This is a genomic window from Natronococcus sp. CG52 (genome assembly GCF_023913515.1).
GTDB lineage: Archaea > Halobacteriota > Halobacteria > Halobacteriales > Natrialbaceae > Natronococcus > Natronococcus zhouii.
Genome location: NZ_CP099391.1, coordinates 889,909 through 916,432, shown reverse-complemented (window position 1 = coordinate 916,432; position 26,524 = coordinate 889,909). Strand labels below are relative to the sequence as shown.

Genomic DNA, 26,524 nt, shown 5'->3' with positions numbered 1-26,524 from the left:
GTTCGCAGGTCTACATAGCAGCTGATTCGAACAAGATTCCCTTCTTAGAAATGAGTATCTGTAAATTTCGGAAATAACTCACTCACACGTCGATTAGGTCGACGAGCTCGAGCGCCCATTCGCCTTCGTCGACGTGCCGAATGTGGACGTGGTGATCACCCTCGAGCGTTCCATCCTCGTCAAGCAGTCCTTCGATGCGGATATCGTCCTTCGGGAGCGTGACGCCGACCGAATCCTGGTCCAACTGGCGTAACTTGTTCAGTGCCATACACGGCGGGCAACCCCACTTCCCATAAAACTTGGTGACTATCTCCTTTCCCTATGGTTCCCGGTGGTTTTCCTGACACTTTCGTCGCGGCGGAAAGCAGGCAGCGGGGATGGCACTCAGCCTACCAGCGAAATACGTTCCCGATTCAGTACGTCGGGAAGACGGTATCGACCTTACAGACAGCCTGCTCGCTCCGCTGTTCGTCCTGGCGTCGTTCTCGATCGGCGCGGTCGGCACGCTCGAGTTCAGCGCTCCGCTGAACGTCTCGCTTAACGACGCGCTCTATGCCGCCCACGGGACGGAGATCACGTACGCCTTCATCATCTCGATCGGGGTGCTGATCACGGCGTGGCTCACGAACGAGAGTACGCCGGAGGAATGGACCGACGTTGAGACAGTCGTTGTGCTTCTGGCCGTGCTGCTGAACGTGCTCGGCGCGCTCGTACCGGCCGTTCAGATCACTATGGAGTCCATGTGGTACCTCGGCTGGTTCTCGGTCATCCTGAACGCGGCGGCGTTCTACGTTATCGCTTACAAGTAAAACTCACCGGAGAGACATCAACAATGCAATTTTCGAAAATCACGACGGCGGCAGTTGCACTGGCACTACTGACGCTCGCGGTCGGCGGCTTCGCAGCGATCGGCGCGGCCGAAGAGACCGACGGGACCGAATGGGAAGAAATCGGTAACAGTACAGTCGAGACGACGAACGAGACCGAATACGTCGAGTTGGATCTGGAGTTCGCCGAGGAGTTCACGAACACCGGAAACGAGACGGTGGAGCTCACGATCTACGACGAGACAGAATACAACGATTCGGAGATCGACGAGACTCCCGTGCTCGAGGACACCGTGATCGGATCGCCGAACGAGACCGTCACGAACGAGTACAGCGTCGGGACGACGACCGACGACGAGCTGGACCCGGAGACCGAATACCGCGCCATCATCGAGGTCGAACACGATGCGAACCACATCGTGAGCGGGTTCGTCGCGGCTGACGACGAGTCGATCGGTGGCGCCCAGTTCGGAACCGAGACGATGGACGCTTCGCCTGGCTTCGGCGTCGCGGTGGCGATCGCGGCGATCGCGTCGGCCGGGGCGCTCGCTGCACGGAGGGGTAGCTGATGTCGGCTTCGGATGACAGTAGCAGCCCACAGCCCAAAGCCCACGAGGTCGAACCTGGATGCACGCTGTCGCGGCGGCAGATTCTTCAATCGACGGCAGTTGCAGCCGGGGCTTCAGCAGCGGGGGTAACGCTCGGCTCCGAAAGGGCACTGGGTGACAACTTCAGTTTCGAGGGCACCTGTGACTCGAAACTTCGATTTGCGTTTCCGGTTTCGTGCGGGTTCGCCGATCCAGATTCGGAGATCGACGAAGAGGGGACAGTAGAGGAGATCGAGCACGACCTGCACGTCTCGGGCCAATCCCTTCACGACAGCCTGCTCCGCGAGATCACGGCGAAGGAGAACGACCTCGAGGACACGGAGACGCTCGCCAGCCTCGACGCTCGAAACGCGATCGCGAACGCGTACGAGGACGGAAAGACGGCGACGGAAGCCGACGCCGACGCGAAGGCCGCCATTCTCGAGTACTTCGCCCACCAACAGAATCAGACGCTCCAGATGGCGAACGCCCACATGGCGGAGTTGGCGTACCTCGCCGGGACAGCCAACGACTACGCGGACATCCCCGAGGAGTTCTTTCACATCGGGCTTCCAGACGACGCCGAGATGGCCGGCAGCTATCAGGGATCGCGCTTGACGGGAGATACCCACGCGTCTACCGTCGAACTCGTCGACGGAACCCAGGAGGAAGTCGTCGCGGCGACGATGATCCTCAACACCGACTACGACAGCGAGGACTACCTCATGGAGTTCGAACCGTTCGGCGACTGGCAGGGAGCAGACGTCGCGAACGAGTTCGTTACGTACTCCAGCTACGACGGCGGGAGCATGGACATCTATTGGAGCGGTAACTTCATGGTCCAAAACACCACGTCCGGCCTCGAGAGCCAGTACGTGTACGATTACCGCCCCGTCGTGGAAGTTTTCGAGCGGTTCGAGCAGCAGGCGCAGACAGTTCGCGACGCCTACCCGGACGGGCTCGCCGACGACCTGTACGCCGCGATGGACGCGGGAGATCTCGACCCGAACGACGTCCGCGGCGCCGAGGGGATGGTCCGGCACCTTTCCGGCGACGCCGAGGACTCCGGGCAGGAGTTGACCCTCGCACTCCGGCACCTGCTCGACCTCGAGGGCCCTGACGATCTGCAATCCCGCATGGAGATCGAGTTCACCGGAGCCAACGACGTCGAACGAACCGAGGAACCGGACGGAACGATCACGTATGAACCCGTCGAAGTCGACGGAAGTACGTACGAGGGCGTAATGTTCGCCCGATCTCCGCCCGGCGGGATAATCGAGGCGGATACGACCTACGTCACGTTCGACGATCGCGTTTCCGTCCTTGACGAATCGACGTACGAGGCGGGCGGAGAGAACGAGGGAATCGACGAACTCCCCGGAAACCCGTCCATCGTCGTCGGCGGTGGCGAGGAGGTTCGGCTGCTCGAGGGCGAGTTCACCGTCACGACGCTGTGGGACGCTGACGGAAACGAAGTCGATTCGATCGACATGAGCGGACCGGAGTACGAATCGTACGACGCCGACGCGTTCATCCAGGCGCTTGAGGAGTCTGACGAACGCCGTGGCGAAATCACTGATGACGAAGACGAAGATGATGACGATGACGACGGTGACGACGAGGAGGAGGATGGTTGGGGACTCCCGACCTTCGGTGGCGATGGCTTCGGAGGCGACACATTCGCCGGAGTCGCGATCATCGGCGTTGTGGTTCTTGCGGTCGTCGGCGCGGTGACCGACCTACTCCCCTGGACCTAACCAACATGAAACGCATTTTTATTTTTGCCACGGTAGCAGCCCTGCTTTTAGCGATGGGCATGGGCGCCGGCCCGGTCGCGGCGCAGGAGAACGCGACCGACAAGGCCGCCGACCCGCTCGAGGAGGAAGCGAACGAGACGGTCGCCGAGACGCGCGACGACTACGAGCAGGAGATCGACAGCGAGACGAGAATCACGGACTGGGAGTACGCGCCGGGAATGTTCACGATCACGATCGAAGCCGACGAGGAAACGGAGGTTTCGATGACCGAAGCGAGCGACTGGGAGGAAGGTACCGGCTCGTTCAACTACGACGAGGTAGAGTTGGACGAGGGAGAGAATACGGTCACGTTCGCGGTCACCGATACGCAGGGCGCCGGCGTCGCGATCGCGACGAGGCGATCACTCCAACAGGGCACAGGTGCGCGTGTGAGTTCCGGACAGGTTGAGCAAAACCCGTTCCGTCACTTCGGCGGTGAATCCGGTCTGTTCTCCGGAGTTATCATGACCGTCGGGACGGCCGGAATCGGCGCGTGGTACGTCGTCCAAAGCGAAGAATCAGGAGTGATCGAAGCATGAGCGACGAGACGAGCGCCACGTTCGGCGGCTGGTCCGACCGGATCACCTACGTCGCGGCCGAGGGCCAACTGGTCGTTCTCGGCGTTCTCGTCTCTCTCGGCGCGGCGTTGGTCTGGCTTCGGCCGTCCGTGCCTGGCATTCCACCGATCGTCTTCGGCTGGTTCGCCGCCGCTCTGCTCCTGGGGCCGCCGCTGCTCGGTCTGTTCGTGACCGGGGCTCGAGCGCTCCGGCAGCGGAACATGGTGACCGTGCACCACATCAACGGCGTCGAGGACGTTCGAGAGAAGCTCTACGTTGAACCCGGTGTCTGGGAAAACAAGACCGTCGAAGGCCCAAGCCCATACCGATGCAACGACGAGGAGGCGTTCGAGGTTCGAGAGTTCGACTGGCATCCGGATCAGGGAGAGAACGGGACGCTCATCGTCACCGGCTGCTACTTCTCGCAGCTCGCGGACTCGAAGCTCGTCACGGTCAAGACGATGCTCGAGGACATCCACGGCGAGCTGATCGAAACGGCGATCGCCTACAACAAGCTCCGCGCCAGGATCTCGAAGATGGGCGTCGAGATCGAACGCGATTCGATCAACGCGCAGGCGGAGGCCGACGAACGCGGTCTCATGACGCAGCGAACCAGCGTGAAGGAACGCTTCGAGGCAGCTGAGACGGACGCGAACGAGTTCTCGACCGACGAGATCAGCGACTTGGGCAACTACGAACACGATTACGATCCGGTCGAGAATCCGGGTGGCAGCGATGCCGACGTGACGATGGAGCCGATGCAAACCGACGGAGGAACCGAGCGATGATCGACGTCGCGACGGTCTTCGCGGTGGGCATGGGCGCGAGTCTGTTCATGAACGTCGTTCTGCTCGTCGTCGTCGATTCGTTCCGGCGGGACCGGGACGGCGGCCGCGATCGCCGCGATGGACATGGGCGCCATACAGAGACCGACGGCGGAACCGAGCTCGAGGAAGCGACCGACGAAGACGTTCGAGAAAACTATGAGTGACCAACAGGCTGACCAGCAGGCGCTATTCACGGCGGCACAGGCGCGCGAACACCAGGAGGGATACAGCGACCGGGATAACCGGGAGATCGCCGACCACGGTGCAATCGTTCGCGACGAGAAGGTCTCGCGAGCGATGGCCGTGCGGGAGATCCACTACGATCCTCGCGAGGCCGAGCGGCCCGACAAGATGCCAGGAATGGCGAAGGATCTGCGAAAGAACGAACAGATTCGAATGATGGAAGGAACCGAAACCTTCCGGAAAGCGATGGAGAACAGCGATATGCCGACTATCAAGCACATGGTTGGAGACACGTCACAGCGAGCGGACGTCTCAGGACTGAAAGCAATCGGGAAAGTTGACGAACTGATTAACGGCCCGGCACCGGTGATCGTCGTTCTGGGCGAGATGGGTGCCGGAAAGACCGACTTCGCCTGTCTGCTCGCGCAACGGTGGCGAGCTCTCCATCAGAACGACTCGCTGCTCGGCACGAACATCCAGTCGCTCGAGGAGAAGAACCGCTGGGTCGACGACGACGGCGACGTCCAGGACGGCTGGATCCCCGACTACGGAACCCTCATGGAATGGGTCGAACAGGACGGCGATCCGCTCGAGCACAGCCAACGGCCGAAGCTGTTCATCGGCGACGAGTTCTCGAGTTCCGCGAGCGGGACCGGAAAGCAGGGGTACGAAACCCGGCAGAAGATGGCGCCGCTCGTCTACAAGATCCGGAAGTACGGTGGGGCACTCATCTACATCGCGCACGGCGAGCGATCGATCCACCCGATGCTGTGGCGCGTCGGCACGATCGTGAAGAAGGTCAGCAAGAAGAAGGCCGTTATCGCCGACTCGATCCGGAATGCAGAACTCGCGGATATCCAGGGACAGATTGAGGGCGTTCCCCCGACCGACCTCCGGTACAACACGAAGGAAGCGAGCGACTGGCGCTGGTCGGAGTACGGCGAGAAATCGGACGAGCTGGGGGCTGATGAGGCCGCGAAGATGACCGCAATCTGGACCGCGATCAGGTGCAAAGAGGAGGGAATGACGGACCGTGAAACCGCCACGTTCGTGCCGTACAGCCACGGATGGGTCAATACGCGGTGGAAGGAGTACCGCGACGACGGACAGCACCGAGAGACGCTTGGTAGGGTCGAGGAGATAATCGCATGAGGGAGCCGAGTTGGTTAGTTGGTTACGGTAAGACACCCCCCTTTACACTAACCGGCCCATCGCTCGCTCCCGCGGGGAGCGAGGCGACCGATGGGCGCTCGTCGAGACGTGAGGAGGAGTTGATATATATCGGCGCGCGATGCGCGTGGTGTGTATGAATCGCTCGAAGCGAGCGAACCACTTCGGAACAATCTGCGAGAAACGGATGGCGAAGAAGCGACGGTTCGACTTGGAGCGCTCAAGCTGGCACGACGCCAAGTTCGGGAACGGAACGCCGGTCGAGATTAAGAGTACGATGCTCGAACACAGCGATGGGCAGCCGGGAAACTTCAAGGTCTATCGAAAGTACCACGAGAAACTACGGCAGGCAGACGGGTGGTACTGTTTCGTGGTGTATCGGCCACATGGGCGATCGGGATGCACGGTGGTTTGTGATAAGATGGTTCGGTCAAGTGACCTTCCATTACTTCGGTGGCATGGCGGCGGTGATCACCGGGGAACCGCTCAGGCGAAGGTTTCAGTTGGTACTATATTCTGATAAGGTAAGTCCAGCTATAGTAGCCATACTAATCTGGTCCATGTCTTCGAATATTCACTGGTTTTCGACAGGATAGATCGAATCACTGCTTGTCAACAGCGTTGAATAGCACTGACTAGAAATAGCGCTAGTCATGCTTCGACGCGCGGTTTTCTCCCTATTCACAATATATGTGCTGAAAACGTGATATAATGGTTTTATGTACCATAATGTATTTAGTATTTTAAGCGATCGCTGGAATATGGTCCCTCATTTTTAACCTATGTGATGTTAGTATAAGATATGAACGTAACAACATTACCGATCTATTATATTATAGGTTGGATAGCAATTCCGGGATGGTTAGTACTTCTAATCTTGATTAGTGGATTTCTATCATCTGCAATACTTGCGGTAAAATACGGTCTTCGAAGGAAATGGAAGTTAACTTCTATTTTTATATTGTCTTTCTCACTGTTCCTTTTTGCTGGAATATTGATTGGAGGCTTCGTGCCAATCGAAGAAGAACCGATTGACGAGGAAGAAGAGCCAATTGATGAGGAGGACGAGGCGGACGATGAACAATCCGACGAGGAGGATGAGGCGGACAATGAAGATGTAATGTATGACGAGGAAGAACCGGAAGTCGAAGAACCACCGCCAGGAGAAGGAGTACCAGCGGTGGAAGAGCCAGTAGATGCACCGATTGTACAAGAACCAGTAGTGGAGGAGCCAATTGTAGATGAATCCGCTCCTGCTACCGTACCAGGATATTTTTACGCAGCTTTGAACGCTGCAGCAGCGGTCACTCTCTTTCTCACAATGGGCTTCGTGGCGTTGGCTCTTTCTCTTATCGGATACGGAGTTGAACTCAAAGTTGGAACTCACAGCATATCCACTGGAGGGCCCTCAGTGGACGGAGACAAACATTGGGTAATCGCTTTTTTAGTGATGCTCATTGCTGTTGGTTTAGTTCTCCTCTTCTTTTTCTTCACATTGATGTTGTTTGAATTCGCTCCCGCATAGCCATTTAATGACCCTTTCTAAGAAATCCTCCAGAAAACTCAAGCGGAAAATCGATCAATTTGGCCCCTTACTTAGATCTCGTATTAATTTCAGTACTAATTCCGAAGGAGACTGCTCGAGTGCTCAGTGTCTCGGCGATCTCCCGGCGCTGCTCGAGAGTGAGATCGTCGCGCTCGAGGACCTGGCGAGCAGCGCGGACGAAGTGAGGAACGTCGTCGCACGCACTAACTACGGCCTTGGTCTTGTTACAGTCGTAGAACTCAGCTGCTCGTTCGATCGCGTCTCGTCGATAGGCGTAATCGCCGTCGGTTCGGATTCGCATACTCTCGTACACACGACCCGCGATATCCTAGTTTTTTCGACTCACTGAACGGCCTATTTCGGCCCAAAACCGGCCGAACCTCTCACTCCATCGTAGAAGAACAGTGGTTCGAACGGCGAATCAACTCGAGATATGCACACGGCAGTTCACGTCTCGTGTGCATATTCGGGCAACCGGATTTGGCGACGTGCAACCCCTGGGGGTGGATGAAGAAAGCGTTGAGCAATACTGTTAGTGACTTTTTAGAGGCTTATAACCACAGATTTCATCAAGATCTTCTTCAAATTGCTGTCGAGCGTTTGGTGACATGATTGCATTATCGAGTTTTGAGATCAATTCTTCTTTCTCATATTCAGACTTCATTTGAAGAAACATTATCATTGATTTACGTGCAAATGATGCTGTTCTTATAGATAACTTATCAGAGAAATTATCTGTTGTCTTAGTTCCATGGACATAACTACTTCTCACGCTGTATCCTTTTTTGATTTTAGAATATACTTCCATAGGTTGATAATCCAAACAACTTAGTAGCATTCCAGTGCGTTGAGCGAGTCTTTCTGAAAGTTCTCCTTTTTCATTTTCTTTTAGATATAGTGCTTCTAAACTCATAATCGTAGAGGCTATTGCGCTTTCAGTACTATCTCCAGTAAGTGCACTTTCATATCTATCGTGTGCTATGGTCAGATGATTTTGATTTGGTCTTTCCATTATTTCTTCTCGGAATCTTCTCTCAATTACTTCCATGAAATTATTAATATGCTCTTGATCACCATCTTCCAGTGTAGATACAAACCGATAGTTTCTATTTGCATCAACCCAACGTTGGGTGCCTCTTCGTAGAGGCGATTGTGCATTAATATCGTGCCCTATAACCGTTGCAGTAGATACAGAATAAAGCCTCAGAAGAGCTGAAATAATATCGATCTCCTTATATACTGTATTCATGTCTTCAGATTTTATATCGTATGATAATTTCAGAGTTGGTGGCTTAACTGGAGCTAATCGCAAATTCATTATCATTGGTCGATCCAAATGGGTTCTATATTCTAAATCAGAACTACTAGTTTGAGATATGTTCATACCATTTTCTAACTCTGTGGATTCAAAATTGCATGCTATACCATAAAAGAATATATCCATATTATAGCTAATTAGAGGTTTTTCAATTTCTCTGTTAAAAGAGGAAATCAAATTAGCTCTTTTTTTATTGCCTATTTCACCAGATTCAGACTCAATTATTTCATCAACTACAACAGTAACAAATTTACTTAGCAATGACTCAGGTCGCTCTTCGGAATAAGATGGTATTTGCTGGCTTGTAGCCTCATTGTTGTTTCTCTCAGACATCTCCCTCTGTAATATATCGAGTACATTTTGGTATTGATCTGACTCCTCAATTATTGAAATAGTGTTCTCATGCTTGGCCTCTCGAGGTATTTTTACTTTTGTATCCTTTTCCTGAGATAGTTTGACAGGATTCCCACTAGAACCGCCATTCCTCATATATGTGTCCACTACTTCATCATAGTCATACTTGTCACAATTATTAGCCCAATAGGTGACTTCAACTTCAGGAAAACCATCAATGTTTTCATTAATTGTATCTTCAATATCGTCTATTATTGCATATAGGTCATCAGTAAACTCTTGATTCATATTTTGAAATGAGATTTGTATTATTTATATTCTTTGATACTACCTCCATATATACTGAAAGGGTAGTTATCTGGACCACTATTTCATGTGCTTCAACTGGAGATCTGCTGGGCAAAGGCGGGGGCGGGGCGGTGTAATTTTTTGACTCTGTCCCCTTGGGGACACTCGGCAAGGGGCGTTTCGCGCTGCGCGCGAAACCGACCCGCAGCCTCGCGGCGCGATCGCGGCGCCGATCCCGCCCTCGAGGCGAGAACTACAACCAGAATTGGACAGTCGCGACTATAGTACAATCTGAATTGCTGAAAAGAAGGTCCAAAAGAGCGTTGCCACTACCGAGGTCGGTTTAGCGGTCGGCGACGGCGCCGACGAATCCGAGTTCGGTTCCGCCACCGGGCGTCTTCCAGGTCAGCTCCGCTCGCCGAAGGACGGCCGGATCGTTACCTGACTTCGACCACTTCTCGAGCGCTTCCGCAGCGACGGCCCACACGTTCTCGAAGCTACTCGCCTTCAGATTCGAGAGAATCGTGTCGATCCGCATCCGCTTCGGTTCGCCCTCCTGGTCGAACTCGATCTCGGCGCCGTTCTCCGCAAGCCACTGCTGGAACGGCGAGGACTCCGCGATGTGATCGGCGAGGCCCATCACGTGCTGGATCCGATCAGCGTAGTTTTCGATCGCGTACTCCGCGCTCTCGACGAGCGCCCGGAGTTCGTCGCGGTACTTCCGTACGCGGAACGAGATGTCGCCTTGGTCCAGTTCGAGGACGTCGCCGAGATCTTCGATCGCCCGGTAGATCGTCGCCGGGTGCTTCCCCAGCTGGTCGGCGAGACCGTCGACGGTCGAACCGCCGTCGGTTGCGACCGACTCCGTGACGTCGCGTGCCGTCTCGCCCATATCTCGGAGCGTCGTCATCAACAGGTGATCGGTCTTCGCCTCGAGGCGCGGCGTCGGATCCTCGTACAGTTCGACGGGCTGCTCTCGAGCCACCGCGTCGAAGTGATCGTCCGCGACGTAGACGCCGTTTCCGTCAGGCGCGAGCGGGATGTCTTCCCAGTGCAGCGCGTTCAACAGCGTCTCTTCGATCTGCTCGGTGACGTCGTGTCGATCGGCCCACGCCCACGCCTCGCCGGCGTTCATCTTCTTGTTCACTAGCACCTCCACCTTCGGGTGGTAGGACGGGTGATCTTTCGAGACCGCGTCCGGATCCGCCAGCTGGTAGATCTCGAGCTTCCGGCCGTAGGTGTGACCGGGTAGGAGTTCGCCGGCTGACGCCGGGTTCAAAAAGAGCCGGTTCTGGTGGTTGACGACCTCCTTGTTGTCGATGTGCAACTCGGCCTTGACGCCCTCGAGGTCGGCGAGGTGATGCACGACCTTCTGGAGAACGCCGGCCGACGAGAGCTTTTCAGCCCACGATCGGCGGATCCGGACGTACCGTTCGTACGCCCACATCCGACTCGCCGGGTGCGGATCCGTCCGGAAGTACTCCGAGTGGATCCGCTCGCCGGCTTCCTCGAAGATCGCCGCGAAGAACTCGGGTAGCAACTCGAGCCCGCGCTCGGGTTCGACGTTACTCGTGTGGAACTCGACGTCGACCCCGTCGACCTCGCCGACCTGGTTCTCCCACGGGAGGTTCACCGGATCACCGGTTTCCCAGTGGCGCATGTTCGGGAACCGCGGCGAGACGTTGTACGACGCCTTCCGTTCGCCGCGCCCACGGCCCACGATATCCCACTCGTACAGCCGCTCGGCGTTGATCCCGTCGGACAGCCGCGGTGCGAACCCGGACTTGCTGTAGCTCACTTTGATATGCCACGGCTCGCCGTCGATCTCGACGTCCAGCTCGAGGTAGCCTTCGAACGGCGGCCCGAGCATCACCGACGACAGCGCGTCGTACGGTCCGCGGCCCCAGTCGGGCCACTTCCAGCGGCCCTCGACTTCGTGCGGCGTCGTGTCGACCTGGGACACGGCTACGCACCCCGCTCGTGGTTAGTATCCGGCTGTAGTGACTGGTCTGAATGCTTTGAAAGAAAAGATACTTGTGTAGAGTTTGATATGACTGCCCGTATGGATAGGCAAAGAGAACGGCAAAAGGATCTAATTCTGATGGCTATCGTAATACAACTGACCGCACTCGCGGCAGTGATCCCGCAATTGACGCTACTGGCTGTCGTTGGAGGATTGATTACTATTGCTGTAGCAATCTCTGAGGGATTGCGACGCTTCGACGAATATGCTGATCGATAAGTATCGTCGCTCACGGCGACTCACCCCCGTTCTCGAGCAGTCCTGAGAGGACCGCGACCGGGTTCCACCACGTCGCACCCTCGCACGGGTAACACACGTGCTTGAACGACGTGAGTTCCGCCGCCTCGAGCGTCGCTGGCTCGACGGTCGGCTTCTGGTCGAGTTCCTCGAGACGTACGCGCTTGACGCGAACGCGCCCACAGCCTACGCACTTGGCGTCGACGGGGATCCCGATGTGTCCGGTTGCCGGGCTCGCGAGTTCTTCCTCGAGGTCGCGACCGTCACGTCGAACCTCGGAACTCATCGCCGACCCCCTGCATTTCGCGTAGAGTTCTCAGACTGTGCAAATTCGCGACGCTCGAGCGCGCACCGAACCTGCTCGTCGGTCGCTTGCTCCGTCGGATGGGCTATGGGCGTCCGACTCTCGACGTGATATAGCCGACTCGCCGGAACGAACTCCGTCATCGGCCACCTCCCGACCCGTCGACCGACATCGCCTCTTTCGCGTCCTTGACTCGACGGAACGCCGCCGTGCTCCCGCCGTTGTCGGGATGGGCGTCTTTGACCTTTTCCCGGAACGCTCTCCGGACATCGGACTCGCTCGTGTTCGGAGCGACGTCCAGAATTTCATGCGGCGGCACCTCCGTGGCGATCGGTTCCTCGTCGGCCGGCGGTAGCCGCGCGTTCGCGAACTCCGACTCGCCGGTGACGACCGGCCGCTGCTCCATTTTCCGCTTCTCGCGGACGTACAGCCCGACGGTTCGCACGTTGTCGCGGAGCTGCGAGAACCGGTCGCAGGCCACCGCGTACTGCTCCCCGCCCATACTCCAGTGGAGTACGAAACTCGGATCGTTCGGGTTCGCACGGGCGTACGGTCGCTGATCTCGCTTGCGCTGTTGAGCGTCGAACGAGTAGCGGAAGTCGTCGACGTCGAGTCGCGACAGTTCCGCCTCGAGATCGTCGAACGCCTTCGCCAGCGAGACGTCGAAGCTGTTGTTCCGGGTTCGCTCGTCCGTCGGCGTTCGGTCGAACTCCGGCGGCCACTCGAGGCGTTCAGACATCGGCCTCACCTCCGTGACGGCCGGGCGACGTCTCGGGATCCGGGATCGGGACATCCCTTCCAGCAGCAGAACCGCGGCTCAGCCGAGCGAAGGTATCGCACTCGCCGCAGCGGTGGGCGTGGTTGCCATTGTCGCCGTAGACGCGACGGAACCGGTCAGAAACGTGGGTGCCACAGTTGCGACAACTCGAGTTGTCGGTCGACGGCCAGGGAGCGACCGTCATGCCGACCACCTCCCTCTGCTAACCGCAAGACACCGAAGGGGTGCGTGCGGGGTCCGGATGAACTCACCTGTGTAGGGAGACTCTCTAAACGGATATTCCGGCGATTTCGAGACGGACAGCGACGCTACTCGAGGTTTTAATTCCCTGGATACGGAAGTAGAATTCGGATGGACTCGCCGGGATTTGAACCCGGGGCCTTCCCCGTGCCAGGGGGATGATCTACCGCTGATCTACGAGCCCTCGTACGCACTCCCTGCTTTTGCACACGTGAGTATAAACCCCTCGATATCGGGCGACAGCGACGGGGCGCAGTGACGTGGGACGCGGTCCCGTACCGGCTCGAGTCGCTTCATCCCTCGAACATCATTCCCACGACGGGCCGCCGATCGATAGCAAAAAATTAAGCAGGTCCCGTGGTTGTCTGTTAGTGTCTACCAATGAAACAGGAGATGCTCACGACGGACTTCCTCGACCGGGCCGTCGACCTCTACGACGACGTCGCGGGAGTAATCGCCCACGACGGCACGGAGTACACCTACGCCGAGGTGAACGAGCGCGTCAACCAGCTCGCGCACGCGCTCGCGAACAGCGGGGTCGAGCAGGGTGATCGGGTCGCGCTGCTCGCGCCGAACACCCACTACTTCATCGAGACGCTGTACGCGACGAACAAACTCGGGGCGGTGTTCGTCCCGCTGAACTACCGCCTGACGAGCGGCGAGTACGAGTACATCCTCGGCGACTGCGAGGCGAACACGCTCGTCGCGGACTACGATTACGCCGAGAAGGTCGAGGACGTTCGCGACTCGATCCCGGCCGAGACGTACGTCGGGTATCGGGCGGACGAGATCGAGGGTGGCGACTGGCTCGATTACGAGGAGTTCCTCGAGGGCCGGCCGACCGAGGAACCCGACCGGCCGGAGATCGACGAGGACGACGACGCCAGCATCAACTACACCTCGGGCACGACGGGCGACCCGAAGGGCGTGGTTCGGACCCACCGGACCGAACACTGGCACGCGCTGGTGCTCAACCAGCACATGGAGATCCGGGACGACGACAACTACCTCTGGACGCTGCCGATGTTCCACTGCAACGGCTGGGGGCACACCTACGCCATCACGGGTACCGGCGCAACCCACGTCTGCCAGCGGACGTTCGACGCCGAGGGCGTCCTCGACCGCGTCCGGGAGTACGACGTCACGTTCATGTGCGGCGCGCCGACGGTGCTGAACAACCTCATCCAGTACCACGAAGATCGAGACGACCTCGAGACGACCGGCGACCGCGACGTCCGGATCGCGACCGCCGGGAGCGCGCCCGCGACGGCCACCATCGAGACCGTCGAGGACGAGTTCGGCTGGCGGATCATCCACATCTACGGGCTCACCGAGACCGCGCCGATCATCACGACCAGCAACTCGCCGCGCCGGCTCGCCCAGCGGGGGCGCGAACTCAAGGTCAAGCAGGGCTTCGAAACGCTCTGTACCGACGTCAGGGTCGTCGACGAGGACGGCGAGAACGTCCCGCGGGACGGGGAAACGATCGGCGAGATCGTCGTCCGCGGCAACCAGGTGATGGACCGCTACCTCAACAAGCCCGAGGAGACCGAGAAGGCGTTCAACGAGCGCATTGAGGGCTACTTCCACACCGGCGACCTCGCCACCATCGACGAGGACGGCATGGTCGCCATCCAGGACCGCAAGAAGGACATTATCATCTCCGGCGGGGAGAACATCTCGAGCATCGAACTCGAGGACGTCCTCTACGACCACCCGGACGTCCAGAAGGCCGCCGTCATCCCCGTCCCGAGCGAGCAGTGGGGAGAGACGCCGAAAGCGCTGATCGTCCCCCGGCAAGGATCCGATCCCGACGAGGCCGAAATCGTCGAGTTCGTGAGGGAGCACCTGGCCGGCTACAAGAAACCGAGCAGCGTCGACTTCGTCGACGACCTTCCCGAAACCGCGACCGGGAAGGTCCAGAAGTACGAACTCCGCGAGGAGTACTGGGACGACGCGGAGCGACGGGTCGGCCAGCAGTAGCGCCCTGCGGTACCCTCGCCGTCGGCCGGTTTCGGTGCTGGCACCGATTGACCGATCCCCAACAAAGATAATGATCGATTCCCAAGAACCCACCGCATGGAGGTTCCGCTCTTAGTAACCGATTTTCTCGACCGGGCGCGCAAGTACTACGGCGACGAGGAAGCCGTCGTCGCCGCGACGGACGAGCGATTTACGTACGACGAACTCGGCGATCGTGCCGACAGACTGTCCGCGGTACTCCAGGAGCGGGGCATCGAGAAGGGGGATCGCGTGGCGGTGCTCGATCCGAACACCCACTACCACCTCGAGGCGGCCTACGGGATCATGCAGACCGGCGCGGTCCACACGCCTCTGAACTACCGACTGACGCCCGAGGACTACGAGTACATGCTCAACGACGCTGGGGTCGACGCCGTCGTCGCTGATTACGACTACGCCCACAAGATCGAGGCGGTCCGCGACGACGTGCCGACGGAGACGTTCATCACGACCGACGCCGACGCAGTGGAAGGCCAGTGGGAGGACTTCGAGGCGCTCATCGACGACGCCGACACCGAGTACGAGCGGCCGGAGATGAGCGAGGACGAGGTCATCACGATCAACTACACCTCCGGGACGACGGGCGATCCGAAGGGCGTCATGCGGACCCACCGCACCGAAGCGCTCCACGCCCAGCTCGTAACGATCCACCACGAGATCAGCGACGACGACGTCTACCTCTGGACGCTGCCGATGTTCCACGTCAACGGCTGGGGACACATCTACGCCATCACGGGAATGGGCGCGAAACACGTCTGCACGCGCGGCGTCGACGCCGAGGAGAACCTCCGGCAGATCCGGGAGGAAGACGTTTCGTTCCTCTGCTGTGCACCGACGGTGCTCACGCTGCTCGAGGAGTATCTCGAAGATCACGACGTGCCGACGACGGGCGACGCGCCGATGCGGGTCACCGCGGCCGGCGCCGCGCCGCCCGAGAGCATCATCGAGACCGTCGAGGAGGAGTTCGGCTGGCACTTCCGCCAGCTCTACGGCGCGACCGAGACGGGGCCGCTCATCGGCACGTCCGCGACTCGACGGTTGATCGACGAGGAGAGCGAGGAGCGGTTCGCGCTGAAGAAGCGCCAGGGGATCGCGCCGCTTTCGACCGAGGTCGAAGTCGTCGACGACGACGGGAACGAAGTGCCGTGGGACGACGAGACGATCGGCGAGATCGTCGTCCGCGGCAACCAGGTGATGGACGGCTACTGGGAGAAACCCGAGGAGACCGAGGAGGCGTTCGACGACAAGCGCGAGGGCTGGTTCCACACCGGCGACCTGGCGGTCGTCGACGAGGACGGGCTGATGGCGATCCAGGACCGCAAGAAGGACATCATCGTCTCCGGCGGCGAGAACATCTCGAGCATCGAACTCGAGGACGCCCTGTTCGACCACCCCGACGTCGGGGACGTTGCGATCATCCCGTCGCCGAGCGAGAGGTGGGGCGAGACGCCGAAGGCGTTCGTCGTGCCGGCGAACGGCGATTCGGACGATCCACAGGTTACCGAGGACGACCTGACCGCGTTCACGCGCGAACGGCTCGCCGGTTACAAGGTCGTCCACCACGTCGAGTTCGTCGACGAACTCCCGAAGACGGCGACCGGCAAGATCCAGAAGTACGAACTCCGCGAGCGGGAGTGGGAGGACGAAGAGGTAATGGTCGGACAGGGATAGTCGGCTCCTCCTCGCTGTCGCGGCGGATGACGCAACCCTTTAGTCGCTGCTCCCGATATCCCCGGTGGGAAGCGCACGGCCGCAAATCTGACTCGCTGTCCACTCTTTCGGGCAGCTTGGGATTGCGGAAGTGCACGGCGAGAGCCGAGTAACGTGCGGTCAGTGCGATTCCTATCCTCGACCAATGGCACGAATGCACACCCGCCGTCGCGGCTCGTCCGGTTCGGACAAGCCGGCGGCAGACGAACCACCGGAGTGGAGCGACGTCGACGCGGAGAAGATCGAAGACCGCGTCGTCGAACTGGCAGAGCAGGGGCACGATCCCAGTCAGATCGGGATCAAGCTGCGTGACGAGGGCGTCACGGGCACCCCGGTTCCGGACGTCAAGCTGGCGACCGGAAAGAAGATCACCGAGATCCTCGAGGAGAACGACGCGAAAGCCGATCTCCCGGAGGACCTTCGGAACCTGATGGTGCGCGCCATCCGCCTGCGCGAGCACGTTCAGGAGAACCCGCAGGACGCCCAGAACAAGCGCGCCCTGCAGAACACCGAGTCGAAGGTGCGTCGCCTGGTCAACTACTATCGCGGCGACGAACTCGAGGCCGACTTCGCGTACTCCTACGACGTGGCAGTCGAGCTCCTCGAAGAGTAACCGATGTCCACAGAGGGTCGAACCGCCGAGCCGACGGCCGCCCCGCTCGAGAGCGCGAACTTCGTTCGGCTCGTCACGCGAGCCGACGGTGACGCGCTCGCCGCGAGCGGGCTCCTCGCACGGGCGATGAGCGAACGTGGCGTCCCGTTCCAGGTGACCGTCGGCCGTACCGTCGCGGAGCGAACCGCGCGAGCGACGGCCGGCGAACCCGAGAGCGGCGACGTGACGATCGTCGTCGGCAGCGCAGACGCCGACGTCACGCAGCTCGGGATGGCCGACCGCGCCGCGACGCTCGAGGCCGTCTCGCTCGTTCGCGATCTCGGCGAAACGCCGGACCCCGTCCTCGCGCTCGGCGGTCTCGTGGCCGCCGGGAGCGACCCCGGTGCCGGCGAGAGCGAATGGCTGCTCGAGGCCGCACGCGACCGCGGCCTCGTCGACAGACGGCCGGGCGTCGCGGTGCCGACCGCGGACCCGATCGACGGTCTCGCACACTCGACGCGACTTCGCGCGCCGTGGTCCGGCGATCCGGACGCGGTTCGCGAGGCGTTCGAACCGCTCGGGCTCCCCGAGTCCGACGCGCTCGACGCCGACGATCACCGCGCGATCGGTTCGCTCGTCGCACTCGAGACGGTCGGGTGCCCGGACGCCACCGACGAGAGCGCAACCGCGATCCAGCGCGCGCTGAAGCCGTACGCGACGCCCGACGCTCCGTTCGCGACGCTCGGCGGCTACGCCGACGTGCTCGGAGCGACGGCCCGAACCGAACCCGGAACCGGCACCGCGCTCGCGATAGGTCACGGGGTCTCGGAGGCCGCTCTCGCGGCCTGGCGAGCGCACGGCCGACGCACCCACGCGGCGCTCGAGACGGCGACGACCGGTCGGTACGACGGGCTGTTCGTCCTCGCCGTCGAGGACGGTCCCGTCGAGACGATCGTCGAAGTGGCCGTCGCTTACCGGTCGCCCGAACCAACCGTGCTCGTCGTCAACGAGGGGGATCCCTCGATCGATGAGCCACGGTCCGACGACGCCACCGGCGAGGCGGCGATCGCGACCCGCGGCGACGAGCCGCTCGGGGCGACGGTCGAAGCCGTCGCCCGAGATCTCGAGGGCGAAACCGACGGTGCCGTCGAATACGACGACGGCCGGCGACGCGCCTACCTGCGGTACGGCCCCGACGTGGACGAGTCGACGATCATCGCGACAGTGAGGGAGTTCCAGTGAGTCGACGAGCGACGATCCGGACGACACACGACGATCCGGAACTGATCGCTCGGGCGATCGCACCGGACAACACGGACGAGATGGAGACGACGATCGACGGCGGCGAGGGAGACTGTCCCTCGAGCGATCGGACGCAGTCCGATGACGACGCGGTCGTCACGCGGATCGAACGCGAGACGACGTCCGGGCTCCACTCGACGGTCGACGACTACGTGGTCAACCTCGACGTTGCGATCGACGTAGCACAGCACGCAGAACCGACGGACACGGGCGCTGTGTCCGACACCCAGACAACACAGAATCATGAGTGAACGATCAGTTTCACGCGCGAAACAGGAGAAGCGGTGGTACACCGTCCTTGCACCGGAGCAGTTCGACCGCAAGGAACTCGGTGAGACCCCCGCGGACGAACCGGAAAAGGTCTACGACCGAACCATCGAAACGACGCTCGGCGAGCTGACGAACAACGCCAGCGAGAACAACACGAAGCTCACGTTCAAGATCTCCGACGTCGGGAGCGACTCGGCGTACACGGAGTTCGTCGAGCACTCGCTGACCCGCGACTACCTGCGCTCGCTGGTTCGCCGCGGCGCCTCGAAGATCGAGGCCTACGTCACCGTCCTCACGACGGACGACTACCGCGTCCAGATCCAGCCCGTCGCCTTCACGACGAAAAAGGCCGACGCGAGCCAGGAGAAGGCCATCCGCGAGCAGATGGTCGCGATGATCGAGGAGGCCGCCGCCGAGCGAACCTTCGAGGAACTCATCGACAGCATCGTCGAGGGACGGCTCTCCTCGGGGATCTACGGCGAGGCCAAGACGATCTACCCGCTTCGCCGCGTCGAGATCCAGAAGACGACCCTCGAGGCCCACCCCGAGGAAGTCGCCGAGGAGGAAGCGACGTCCGTCGACGTCGACGAAGAAGACGTCGCAGCCGACGAGTAGCGCAGCCCTCGACGCCGACTCGATTTTTATCGGTGCGACGACGACGAGTGGAACACATCGGGACCGTGATAGTCCTGTCAGGTGCGCGTGAAGAGCCGACGCGCCGGTTCTCGGGGGGAGCTACGGAGCGACCTGCCGTACGTTCATACGCGCACCGGCGGACCGGACGCTCAAAACGATCTCGTCGAGAAGCCAGTTCTCCCGTCGCTCGAGCGAGCGGCTCTCGCGAGTCCGGGCTACTCGACGACGACGATCTCGCCGATCATTCCGCCCTCGACGTGCGGTTCGCAGATGTAGGCGTAGGTGCCGGGGACGTCGAACGTGTGTTCGTAGGTGTCTCGAGTACCGAGGCGGCCGCCGCGGTGCTCGTGCCAGGCGTCGATCGCCGTCTCCTCGTCCTCGTAGCCGCCGCTCGCGAAGTAGTCGGCGTCGTCGGGGAGTTGGTTCTCGAGGGCGGTCACCGTGTGGGCGGCGCCGCTCGTGTTCTTCCAGACGACGGTCTCGCCGACGCTCGCTTCGTAGCTCTCGGGGAGGAACTCGTTGCGACTCATGCCGATATCGCACTCGTCGCCGGCACACGGTCCGTCGTCGTCGTCGAAAACGCTGAGAACGGACGAGCAACCGGCCAGACTGGCCGAGGCGGCGGTCCCGATGGCGGCGAGGTAGACGCGCCGGTTCATACGTTGGCGTTGGGAGAGTCGCACTATAACGGCCCCGGTTCGATTCTCGAACGAGGATTTGCTGCGGCGTCATCGTGAACGGAGCGAGCGATGGCCCGGAGCAGTGAAGCTGCTCCATCGAACACGTTCGTGAACCACAGGAATCTATCGAGAATCGAGCCCGGTCTCTCGAAACGAAAACACGTAAGGTATCCGCTACCCGAATCGGAGAGTATGCTTCCGCGGTTCGTCGGCCGGTTAGGCGTCGCGGACGCGGTGACGATTGCCAACGCGACGCTCGGGTTCGTCGCGATCGTCGTCGCGTTCGTCGACATCGACCTCGCCGCACGGCTCATCCTGCTGGCGGCGATCGCCGACGGACTCGACGGACTCCTCGCGCGCCGATACGGCGGGACCGAGGCGGGTCCCTACCTCGACTCGCTCGCCGACGTCGCCTCCTTCGCCGTCGCCCCCGCCGTCCTCGCGTTCGTCGTCGTCAGCGAGGGCCTCGGGATCGGCTTCGACGCGGTCTCCGCCGAATTACTGGTCGTGACGGCGGTCTGTGGACTGTTCGTCGCGATGGCCGTCGCCCGACTGGGACTGTACACCGCCTACGACACGACGGGGAGCTACACCGAGGGTGTCCAGACGACCCTCGCCGCGACGATCATCGGGGCCGCAATCCTCGCCGGCCACCCGGTCGACGACCCGCTGCTCGTCCTCGGCGTCACGGCCGCGTTCTCCTACCTCATGGTCTCGCGGATCCCGTACCCGGACCTGCTGGCTCGAGACGCGGCCATCATGGGCGTCGTCCACGCGCTCGCGATTCTGGTCCCGAACGTCGCCGGCCGAACGTTCCCGTACGCGCTGCTGACGCTCGGGATCGCGTACATGACGCTCAGCCCCTGGTTCTACTGGCGGCCGGAGCCCCGGCCCGCCGAAACAGACGCGCATGGAAACGCTTAGGAACGTGCTGACACGATAATCGCGTATGAACGCAGTCACACGTCGACGTCGTCCCCGGGTGATTCCATGAGCGAGGACGAAGCGAACGGTGACGAGACTCCCGAAGGGTCGGAACGGGAAGAACCGGAGGAGGAACCGGTCGACCTCGAGACGATTCGCGGTCGACTCGAGGCATTCGAGGACGACGTCGAAGCCCTCGAGGCCGATCTCGAGGCCGCAGAGACCGAAGACGATCTGGACGTCGTCGAGACGGACATCGAGGCGTTCCGCGAGGAGTTCGAGAGCGTCGAGATTCCGGAGCCGCCGGAGGAAGGCGAGGACGAGGAGGACGAAGACGTCGTCCATCCGGAGGAGGAGCTTCAGGATCGGTACGACGAGATCGAAAGTGACGTCGACGATCTCGAGGACGACCTCGAGGAGCAGCGCGGTCCCTACGCCGAAGACGTGACCGGCGAGGTAAACGGCGTCAGCGGCACGATCACCGGCACGCGCTGGACCGCGGAGGGCGAGGAGGAACTGCTCGAGGCCGGCGAGGACTACCTCGTCTCGATTAACTCGATCCTCGGAACCGACCTCTCGATCGCCGACGCTGGCGAGGACGTCCCTGAACGACTGGACGCGACGCTCGATGCCGTCGTCGAGGCGGTCGAGGCTGCGGAGCTCGACCCCGACGACGACGCCGAGACGATCGCCGACCTGCTCGAGGCGACCGACGAGTTCGAGGGAGACGTCGACGACGCCACCGAGTGGACCGACCTCGAGGTCCGCGAACAGCTCCGCCGCGAGGGATTTTACGACGTGCTCGACCACGTCAAGGACTTCCCGCCGGAGTGGCACGCGCTGAAGGTTCACGAGAAGCGGGGCAACGTCGACATGATCCTGCTCGCACTCGACTCGCTGGGCTCCGAGTTCATGGAAGACCACTGCATGGAGGCTCTCGAACGAATGGGCCCCGAGGAGGCCATCGACCCGATGCTCCAGAAGGCGAACCGCCGAGATACGCAGGCGATGAGCATCCTCGGCAAGATCGGATCGGACGAGGAACGGGTGGTCGACGCCCTGCTCGACTACGTCGACTCCAATCCGCAACTGCAGAAGCCCGCGTTCAGAGCGCTCGGAGAGATCGGCGCCGAGGACGCCGTCCAGCCGATCGCGAACCAGCTCGTCGACGACGAACCGGACGTGCGAAGCAACGCCGCCCGCGCACTCGGGATGATCGGCGACGCGCGAGCGATCGAGCCGCTCGCCGACCTCCTCGAGGACGACGAGGCGGACCGCGTCCGGGCCAGCGCCGCCTGGGCGCTCAACCAGATCGCCACGAAAGACGCACTCGAGATCGTCGCCGAGTACGCCGACGACCGCGCCTACCTCGTCCAGGCCGAGGCCGAGCGCGCCGACCTCGAGCCGGCAGCGTAACTCACACTCGCTCACGCCCGCATTTTCCGCGAGTTTAAGTACGAACGAGCGGCCAGACGAGCCGATGTCACGTCGGCGAGTCGAGGTCGCGCTCGGACTGGCGGTCCTCGCCGTCACCGCGATCTCGCTTCCGTTCGCAGCCGGTGGCGCCACCGTCGTCTCGTCATCTGAAGCGACTCCAGCGGCGGTCGACGAGCGTCAGCCACCGGCTGCGGAGACTCCTCGACGAGACGGGACCGACGACCTCGTCTGCCCCCGGCCGACCGAATCCGTGACGGCCGTCCCGGAGCCGCGGATCGTCGAACTCTACCCGAATCCCACGACCCGCGGGAACGTCGGGGAGTTTCTCGTGGTCGAGACGCCGCCGGAGACGAGCCTCGAAAACTGGACGATCACCGACGGCCACACGACCGCGCACCTCCCGAGCGAGACGGTTTCGGGTCGGGTTGCCCTCAGCACTGCGCCCGAAGAGACCCGCGAGCTGACCGACGATCGAGTCGTCGAACTCGAGGGGACGCTTCGACTCGCCGTCGACGGGGACGAACTCGAACTCCGGAACGGATCGAAAACGGTGGACGCGGTGTCGTACGACCGCGCGCCGACGGCCGAACGCTGGCACCGCCAGCGAGACGCGACCGAACGGAACCGAACCACCGACGGAGCGGGCCGAGGATCGTGGTGGCCGCGCGACGCGACCTGTCTCCCGGTTTCGACCGCGGACGTCGACGACGCGACGGCGTTCGTCCTCCCCGATTCGCCGGAGGTCCCGCGCAAAGCGATCCGCGACGCCGACGAACGGCTCCTGCTGGCCGGCTACACGTTCACCGACGACGAGATCGCCGCGGAACTCGTCGGGGCGGCCGACCGCGGCGTCGAGGTGGCGGTCTTGCTCGAGTCGGGACCCGTCGGCGGAACGCCGCGCGCGACCGAATCGGTGCTCGAGACGCTCGAGGACGGCGGCGTCGACGTTCGCGTCATCGGCGGGGAGGGAGCGCGCTACCGGTACCACCACCCCAAGTACGCCGTCGCGGACGACGCGGTCGTCGTTACGACCGAGAACTGGAAGCCCTCCGGCGTCGGCGGCGAGTCGAGCCGCGGCTGGGGAGTCCACGTCGAAAACGCCGAACTCGCGGCCGATCTGGCCGCGGTCTTCCGGGCGGACTTCGAGGGGTGGGACACCGAGTCGGGTGCGGCGTTCCGAGACGGTACTTCGTTCGTCGAGGACGACCCCGCTCCGCCCCGCGACTTCCGGACGAGCCACGATCCCGCGACGGTGCCGGTCGACTCGGTCGAACTCCTGCTCGCGCCCGAGAACGCCGAGTCCAGACTACGGGAACTGCTCGAGGGCGCCGACGACGAGATTCTAATCAAGCAGGCCAGCATCGACGCCGACGTCTCGCTGCTCGAGGCGAGCGTCGACGCGGCTCGTCGAGGTGTCGACGTTCGAATCCTGCTCGACTCGACGTGGTACGTCGAGGACGAGAACGAAGCCCTGGCCGCCGACCTCGAGCGAACCGTCGCCGCAGAGGAGCTTCCGCTCGAGGTCAGGCTCGTCGACGAGACGGACGACTTCGAAAAGATCCACGCCAAGGGGGTCGTGATCGACCGGGAGACCGCCGTCGTCGGCAGCGCCAACTGGAACGAGAACTCGCTGCAGCACAATCGGGAAGTGCTGCTCGCCCTGCACAGCTCGGAGGCAGCGAGCTACTACGCGGACGTCTTCGAGAGCGACTGGGAGGGCGAGACGTGGTCACTCCCGATCGAACTCTCCGTCACGGTCATCAGCGTACTCGTCTGTGCGGCGCTCGTGGGTCGGCGATACGTTCGTTTCGGCGCGGAGTAACTGTCTGCGAGTCAGTCCGCTCGGCCGTCGACGAGTTCCAGCCGTTCACAGCAGTCCAGTTCGGGATCGAAACAGTCCGGACACTCCTTAGGCCGGTCGATAATCGTATCGAGTCGGTCCGCGACCGTATCGTCGATAACGCTCTCGAGCGCGCGGGCCTCGTCGCGGAACTCCTCGACCTCGAGGACGTTCGCGAGGAACCGCTCGATGATGCAGTAGGTCTGGAGGGCGTCGTGTGCGCGCTCCAGACCCTCCTCGGTCAGGCTGGCTCCCTTGTACTTCTCGTGCTCGACGAGGTCGCGTCCCTCGAGTTTCCCGATCATCTCGTTGACGCTCGCCGGGCTGACCTCGAGTAGATCGGCGAGCGTTCCAGTCGATGCCGGCCCGTCTTCGATACGTTGTGCGAGGTAGATCGCCTTGAGATACTGATCTGCGGTGTTCATTGCGTCCCTCCGTCCGTCGCCGTCTGGCTGCAAACTGCCGGTCGACCCCGATCGCTTCGCGTTCCGGTCATGCCCTGCGCTCCATGATCTCGGTCACTTCCTCGACGCCCTCCCGTTCCTCCTCTCGAATGTCGTACAGCGTCTCGAGCAGCCGGTCGCGATCGATCGCGAACTCGGCGTCGGAGGCCTCGACCGCCTCGATCAGATCGTCGTAGAACTTGTAGGCGGTCTCCTCGTTACAGAGCTGATCGTAGAGGACGCCGTCCGTATCCTCCGGCGGGCCGTACTGCGCGTCGACCAGCGCGTTGATCTCCTCGTAGGCGACTGTCTCCGCGTCGAGTTCGTCGACCAGCGCCTCGAGTCGCTCCCGGTGGCCGGCCGACTCCTCGGCGGCCTCGGCGAGCAGTTCCCGCACGTCGTCGTCGATCGCCTGACGCTCGTCGGCGGGCAGCGACTCGAGGTGGTGGGCGGCGCGTGACTCGACGACTTCCTCCAGCACGACCCCGATCTGGAGGAGTCGGGCTAGTTGGTGGTCGCTCGAGACACGCTGTCCCAGACTCATAGATATTCGTGGGTGAGCATGCTACTTAACTTCCGGCATCTCCGTCTTCGGGTTCGGTTCAACCGGTGTATCGCCAGGTGCGAGCGCCGTCGCCGCCGTCGACCGCCTCGACCTGCCTGAAGACTTCCTTGAGGAACGACCACCAGCTCTCGGGAGTCGCGTAGCCGGCCGGAGACGTCTCGTAAAACTGCTCGGCGAAGTCGGCCTTTCGCGCTCCGCCCTCGTCTCGGAGAAAGGCGAGCGCCCGCCCGGCGACAGCACGCCGTCGCGCCAGTTCCGCTTCGGAGCGGCCGGGGACGGACAGCGTCTCGAGGTCGACGAGGTCCTCGCCGGGACGAACGTCCGCGCTCGTCAGCGGCGTCGTCGACCGGTAGTCGAGCCCCGTTTCGACGTCCCGATCCAGCCGCTCTCGAGTTTTCGCGACCGCTCGTCGAGAGAACTCGTCGAGTCGCTCGACCTCGACGGTGTCGAGGACGTCCGCGTCGGCCGAGACCGGATCTTCGGCGATGCGAACGACGCGCTCGGGGGAGAGGGTCGCCGAATCGGTCTCAGCCGAAGGCGGGGTTTCGCTCTCCCCCTCCCGTCGGATATCGTATTCGGCTCGAGCGGGACGGTCGCGCTCCACTGCGGTCGTGGCGGAACCGCCGACGGTTGCCTCCGCGGACTGCTCGTCGTCCGCGGCTCGCCTGACGGTCCGTCGCGGTCGGCCGCGGACTTCGATCGTCGGATCCTGCTCCCAGCGCCGCCACGCGTCGTCCTCACCGGGTTCCGATTCCGATTCGGGACCGCTCCGCTCGTTCGTCGACCCGTCCGCTGCGTCCGCGTCTACCGTCTCCGACTCGCCGGTGTCGGTCGCAGCCTCGAGCCGTCCCTCGAGGCTCTCGACCCGCCGTCGATAGGCCTCGAGCAGTCCGTCGCCCTCGCTCGACGCGTCACTGATCGATCCTCGGTGGTCGACGATCCACCGGACGTACGCGGCCCGACTCTCGAACCCGATCAGTCGGCGCTCCGCCTCGAGGGCCTCGAGCGTGTCTTCGTCCAGGTCGACGGGGAGTTCCCGCATCGACCACCGGTACTTCGCTTCGGTAC

General features: G+C 61.7%; 29 protein-coding genes and 1 tRNA gene. 18 read left to right on the top strand and 12 right to left on the bottom strand.

Going from position 1 to position 26,524, the window contains the following annotated elements; all coding sequences use genetic code 11:
• Window positions 1-82: 82 nt before the first annotated feature.
• Entirely contained in the window at window positions 83-268 is a 186-nt protein-coding gene (locus NED97_RS04765; protein WP_252489580.1) for a hypothetical protein, read from the bottom strand.
• Between the two features lie 109 nt (window positions 269-377).
• Between NED97_RS04765 and NED97_RS04760 the strand changes: the two genes are divergently transcribed.
• The 9 genes from NED97_RS04760 to NED97_RS04720 all read left to right on the top strand — a co-directional run bounded on the left by NED97_RS04760 (window position 378) and on the right by NED97_RS04720 (window position 7,472).
• Window positions 378-809 carry a hypothetical protein gene (locus NED97_RS04760; RefSeq protein ID WP_252489579.1) on the top strand — a complete coding sequence of 144 codons (432 nt, stop codon included), beginning with the start codon at window positions 378-380 and terminating at the stop codon, window positions 807-809.
• Between the two features lie 23 nt (window positions 810-832).
• Window positions 833-1,396 carry a PGF-CTERM sorting domain-containing protein gene (locus NED97_RS04755; protein ID WP_252489578.1) on the top strand — a complete coding sequence of 188 codons (564 nt, stop codon included), beginning with the start codon at window positions 833-835 and terminating at the stop codon, window positions 1,394-1,396.
• Entirely contained in the window at window positions 1,396-3,171 is a 1,776-nt protein-coding gene (locus NED97_RS04750) for a hypothetical protein (RefSeq protein WP_252489577.1), read from the top strand. The genes NED97_RS04755 and NED97_RS04750 overlap by 1 nt, the downstream gene beginning before the upstream one ends.
• A 53-nt stretch (window positions 3,172-3,224) precedes the next feature.
• A complete protein-coding gene (locus NED97_RS04745) occupies window positions 3,225-3,749 on the top strand; it encodes a hypothetical protein (protein ID WP_382205943.1) in 525 nt (174 codons plus the stop codon).
• Entirely contained in the window at window positions 3,746-4,555 is an 810-nt protein-coding gene (locus NED97_RS04740) for a hypothetical protein (RefSeq protein ID WP_252489575.1), read from the top strand. Before NED97_RS04745 ends, NED97_RS04740 begins: the two co-directional genes overlap by 4 nt.
• On the top strand, window positions 4,552-4,758 hold the full coding sequence (locus tag NED97_RS04735) for a hypothetical protein (protein ID WP_252489574.1): 207 nt from the start codon (window positions 4,552-4,554) through the stop codon (window positions 4,756-4,758). The genes NED97_RS04740 and NED97_RS04735 overlap by 4 nt, the downstream gene beginning before the upstream one ends.
• Window positions 4,751-5,929: a hypothetical protein gene (locus tag NED97_RS04730; protein ID WP_252489573.1), complete on the top strand. Its 1,179-nt coding sequence runs from the start codon at window positions 4,751-4,753 to the stop codon at window positions 5,927-5,929. Before NED97_RS04735 ends, NED97_RS04730 begins: the two co-directional genes overlap by 8 nt.
• Before the next feature lie 154 nt (window positions 5,930-6,083).
• A complete protein-coding gene (locus NED97_RS04725; RefSeq protein ID WP_252489572.1) occupies window positions 6,084-6,467 on the top strand; it encodes a hypothetical protein in 384 nt (127 codons plus the stop codon).
• A 282-nt stretch (window positions 6,468-6,749) separates the two neighbouring features.
• Window positions 6,750-7,472, top strand: a complete 723-nt coding sequence (locus NED97_RS04720) for a hypothetical protein (protein ID WP_252489571.1) — start codon at window positions 6,750-6,752, stop codon at window positions 7,470-7,472.
• Between the two features lie 67 nt (window positions 7,473-7,539).
• Here NED97_RS04720 and NED97_RS04715 read toward each other — a convergent pair whose 3' ends face one another.
• From NED97_RS04715 to NED97_RS04685, 7 genes are all read right to left on the bottom strand, one after another.
• Entirely contained in the window at window positions 7,540-7,794 is a 255-nt protein-coding gene (locus NED97_RS04715) for a DUF7692 domain-containing protein (RefSeq protein WP_252489570.1), read from the bottom strand.
• Between the two features lie 231 nt (window positions 7,795-8,025).
• On the bottom strand, window positions 8,026-9,453 hold the full coding sequence (locus NED97_RS04710) for a HEPN domain-containing protein (protein ID WP_252489569.1): 1,428 nt from the start codon (window positions 9,451-9,453) through the stop codon (window positions 8,026-8,028).
• A 343-nt stretch (window positions 9,454-9,796) separates the two neighbouring features.
• The gene (locus NED97_RS04705; RefSeq protein WP_252489568.1) at window positions 9,797-11,416 is read right to left on the bottom strand and encodes a DUF7845 domain-containing protein; all 1,620 of its coding nucleotides are present in this window, start codon (window positions 11,414-11,416) and stop codon (window positions 9,797-9,799) included.
• Window positions 11,417-11,705: 289 nt separating this feature from the next.
• Window positions 11,706-11,999, bottom strand: a complete 294-nt coding sequence (locus NED97_RS04700; RefSeq protein ID WP_252489567.1) for a hypothetical protein — start codon at window positions 11,997-11,999, stop codon at window positions 11,706-11,708.
• A gap of 157 nt (window positions 12,000-12,156) precedes the next feature.
• Window positions 12,157-12,756 carry a J domain-containing protein gene (locus tag NED97_RS04695; RefSeq protein ID WP_252489566.1) on the bottom strand — a complete coding sequence of 200 codons (600 nt, stop codon included), beginning with the start codon at window positions 12,754-12,756 and terminating at the stop codon, window positions 12,157-12,159.
• Entirely contained in the window at window positions 12,749-12,988 is a 240-nt protein-coding gene (locus NED97_RS04690; RefSeq protein WP_252489565.1) for a DUF7563 family protein, read from the bottom strand. Before NED97_RS04690 ends, NED97_RS04695 begins: the two co-directional genes overlap by 8 nt.
• Before the next feature lie 159 nt (window positions 12,989-13,147).
• Window positions 13,148-13,219 (bottom strand) — tRNA-Ala (locus NED97_RS04685).
• Between the two features lie 197 nt (window positions 13,220-13,416).
• Between NED97_RS04685 and NED97_RS04680 the strand changes: the two genes are divergently transcribed.
• The 6 genes from NED97_RS04680 (at window position 13,417) to NED97_RS04655 (ending at window position 19,546) form a co-directional block, all read left to right on the top strand.
• Window positions 13,417-15,018, top strand: coding sequence for a long-chain-fatty-acid--CoA ligase (locus NED97_RS04680; protein ID WP_252489564.1), 1,602 nt, complete (start codon window positions 13,417-13,419; stop codon window positions 15,016-15,018).
• A 96-nt stretch (window positions 15,019-15,114) separates the two neighbouring features.
• Window positions 15,115-16,728, top strand: a complete 1,614-nt coding sequence (locus tag NED97_RS04675) for a long-chain-fatty-acid--CoA ligase (RefSeq protein ID WP_252489563.1) — start codon at window positions 15,115-15,117, stop codon at window positions 16,726-16,728.
• Window positions 16,729-16,912: 184 nt separating this feature from the next.
• Window positions 16,913-17,380, top strand: coding sequence for a 30S ribosomal protein S15 (locus tag NED97_RS04670; RefSeq protein ID WP_252489562.1), 468 nt, complete (start codon window positions 16,913-16,915; stop codon window positions 17,378-17,380).
• A 3-nt stretch (window positions 17,381-17,383) separates the two neighbouring features.
• The gene (locus NED97_RS04665; protein ID WP_252489561.1) at window positions 17,384-18,601 is read left to right on the top strand and encodes an exonuclease; all 1,218 of its coding nucleotides are present in this window, start codon (window positions 17,384-17,386) and stop codon (window positions 18,599-18,601) included.
• Window positions 18,598-18,912 (top strand): KEOPS complex subunit Pcc1, encoded by a 315-nt coding sequence (locus tag NED97_RS04660; protein WP_252489560.1) that lies wholly within the window; start codon window positions 18,598-18,600, stop codon window positions 18,910-18,912. Before NED97_RS04665 ends, NED97_RS04660 begins: the two co-directional genes overlap by 4 nt.
• Complete coding sequence (locus NED97_RS04655; RefSeq protein WP_252489559.1) at window positions 18,905-19,546, top strand: 30S ribosomal protein S3ae; 642 nt, start codon at window positions 18,905-18,907, stop codon at window positions 19,544-19,546. The genes NED97_RS04660 and NED97_RS04655 overlap by 8 nt, the downstream gene beginning before the upstream one ends.
• 236 nt (window positions 19,547-19,782) lie before the next feature.
• Here NED97_RS04655 and NED97_RS04650 read toward each other — a convergent pair whose 3' ends face one another.
• On the bottom strand, window positions 19,783-20,226 hold the full coding sequence (locus NED97_RS04650; protein WP_252489558.1) for a cupredoxin domain-containing protein: 444 nt from the start codon (window positions 20,224-20,226) through the stop codon (window positions 19,783-19,785).
• 213 nt (window positions 20,227-20,439) lie between these two features.
• On the opposite strand from NED97_RS04650, the gene NED97_RS04645 reads away from it, so the two are divergent.
• The 3 genes from NED97_RS04645 (at window position 20,440) to NED97_RS04635 (ending at window position 24,430) form a co-directional block, all read left to right on the top strand.
• Entirely contained in the window at window positions 20,440-21,171 is a 732-nt protein-coding gene (locus NED97_RS04645) for a protein sorting system archaetidylserine synthase (RefSeq protein WP_252489557.1), read from the top strand.
• A gap of 66 nt (window positions 21,172-21,237) precedes the next feature.
• Window positions 21,238-22,587 carry a HEAT repeat domain-containing protein gene (locus NED97_RS04640; protein ID WP_252489556.1) on the top strand — a complete coding sequence of 450 codons (1,350 nt, stop codon included), beginning with the start codon at window positions 21,238-21,240 and terminating at the stop codon, window positions 22,585-22,587.
• 64 nt (window positions 22,588-22,651) lie between these two features.
• Window positions 22,652-24,430, top strand: coding sequence for a phospholipase D-like domain-containing protein (locus tag NED97_RS04635; protein ID WP_252489555.1), 1,779 nt, complete (start codon window positions 22,652-22,654; stop codon window positions 24,428-24,430).
• Window positions 24,431-24,441: 11 nt separating this feature from the next.
• On the opposite strand, the gene NED97_RS04630 is transcribed toward NED97_RS04635, so the two are convergent.
• The 3 genes from NED97_RS04630 to NED97_RS04620 form a co-directional block, all read right to left on the bottom strand.
• Window positions 24,442-24,873 carry a metal-dependent transcriptional regulator gene (locus tag NED97_RS04630; RefSeq protein WP_252489554.1) on the bottom strand — a complete coding sequence of 144 codons (432 nt, stop codon included), beginning with the start codon at window positions 24,871-24,873 and terminating at the stop codon, window positions 24,442-24,444.
• A 67-nt stretch (window positions 24,874-24,940) separates the two neighbouring features.
• Window positions 24,941-25,435: a ferritin-like domain-containing protein gene (locus tag NED97_RS04625; protein ID WP_252489553.1), complete on the bottom strand. Its 495-nt coding sequence runs from the start codon at window positions 25,433-25,435 to the stop codon at window positions 24,941-24,943.
• A gap of 58 nt (window positions 25,436-25,493) precedes the next feature.
• Entirely contained in the window at window positions 25,494-26,498 is a 1,005-nt protein-coding gene (locus NED97_RS04620; protein ID WP_252489552.1) for a hypothetical protein, read from the bottom strand.
• Window positions 26,499-26,524 lie beyond the last annotated feature (26 nt).

Bases quoted from the DNA above. Each gene is read 5' to 3' on its own strand.
- NED97_RS04765 (WP_252489580.1), bottom strand. From the start codon at position 268: ATGGCACTGAACAAGTTACGCCAGTTGGACCAGGATTCGGTCGGCGTC.
- NED97_RS04760 (WP_252489579.1), top strand. From the start codon at position 378: ATGGCACTCAGCCTACCAGCGAAATACGTTCCCGATTCAGTACGTCGG.
- NED97_RS04755 (WP_252489578.1), top strand. From the start codon at position 833: ATGCAATTTTCGAAAATCACGACGGCGGCAGTTGCACTGGCACTACTG.
- NED97_RS04750 (WP_252489577.1), top strand. From the start codon at position 1,396: ATGTCGGCTTCGGATGACAGTAGCAGCCCACAGCCCAAAGCCCACGAG.
- NED97_RS04745 (WP_382205943.1), top strand. From the start codon at position 3,225: ATGGGCATGGGCGCCGGCCCGGTCGCGGCGCAGGAGAACGCGACCGAC.
- NED97_RS04740 (WP_252489575.1), top strand. From the start codon at position 3,746: ATGAGCGACGAGACGAGCGCCACGTTCGGCGGCTGGTCCGACCGGATC.
- NED97_RS04735 (WP_252489574.1), top strand. From the start codon at position 4,552: ATGATCGACGTCGCGACGGTCTTCGCGGTGGGCATGGGCGCGAGTCTG.
- NED97_RS04730 (WP_252489573.1), top strand. From the start codon at position 4,751: ATGAGTGACCAACAGGCTGACCAGCAGGCGCTATTCACGGCGGCACAG.
- NED97_RS04725 (WP_252489572.1), top strand. From the start codon at position 6,084: ATGAATCGCTCGAAGCGAGCGAACCACTTCGGAACAATCTGCGAGAAA.
- NED97_RS04720 (WP_252489571.1), top strand. From the start codon at position 6,750: ATGAACGTAACAACATTACCGATCTATTATATTATAGGTTGGATAGCA.
- NED97_RS04715 (WP_252489570.1), bottom strand. From the start codon at position 7,794: ATGCGAATCCGAACCGACGGCGATTACGCCTATCGACGAGACGCGATC.
- NED97_RS04710 (WP_252489569.1), bottom strand. From the start codon at position 9,453: ATGAATCAAGAGTTTACTGATGACCTATATGCAATAATAGACGATATT.
- NED97_RS04700 (WP_252489567.1), bottom strand. From the start codon at position 11,999: ATGAGTTCCGAGGTTCGACGTGACGGTCGCGACCTCGAGGAAGAACTC.
- NED97_RS04695 (WP_252489566.1), bottom strand. From the start codon at position 12,756: ATGTCTGAACGCCTCGAGTGGCCGCCGGAGTTCGACCGAACGCCGACG.
- NED97_RS04680 (WP_252489564.1), top strand. From the start codon at position 13,417: ATGAAACAGGAGATGCTCACGACGGACTTCCTCGACCGGGCCGTCGAC.
- NED97_RS04675 (WP_252489563.1), top strand. From the start codon at position 15,115: ATGGAGGTTCCGCTCTTAGTAACCGATTTTCTCGACCGGGCGCGCAAG.
- NED97_RS04670 (WP_252489562.1), top strand. From the start codon at position 16,913: ATGGCACGAATGCACACCCGCCGTCGCGGCTCGTCCGGTTCGGACAAG.
- NED97_RS04665 (WP_252489561.1), top strand. From the start codon at position 17,384: ATGTCCACAGAGGGTCGAACCGCCGAGCCGACGGCCGCCCCGCTCGAG.
- NED97_RS04655 (WP_252489559.1), top strand. From the start codon at position 18,905: ATGAGTGAACGATCAGTTTCACGCGCGAAACAGGAGAAGCGGTGGTAC.
- NED97_RS04650 (WP_252489558.1), bottom strand. From the start codon at position 20,226: ATGAACCGGCGCGTCTACCTCGCCGCCATCGGGACCGCCGCCTCGGCC.
- NED97_RS04645 (WP_252489557.1), top strand. From the start codon at position 20,440: ATGCTTCCGCGGTTCGTCGGCCGGTTAGGCGTCGCGGACGCGGTGACG.
- NED97_RS04640 (WP_252489556.1), top strand. From the start codon at position 21,238: ATGAGCGAGGACGAAGCGAACGGTGACGAGACTCCCGAAGGGTCGGAA.
- NED97_RS04635 (WP_252489555.1), top strand. From the start codon at position 22,652: ATGTCACGTCGGCGAGTCGAGGTCGCGCTCGGACTGGCGGTCCTCGCC.
- NED97_RS04630 (WP_252489554.1), bottom strand. From the start codon at position 24,873: ATGAACACCGCAGATCAGTATCTCAAGGCGATCTACCTCGCACAACGT.
- NED97_RS04625 (WP_252489553.1), bottom strand. From the start codon at position 25,435: ATGAGTCTGGGACAGCGTGTCTCGAGCGACCACCAACTAGCCCGACTC.
- NED97_RS04620 (WP_252489552.1), bottom strand. From the start codon at position 26,498: ATGCGGGAACTCCCCGTCGACCTGGACGAAGACACGCTCGAGGCCCTC.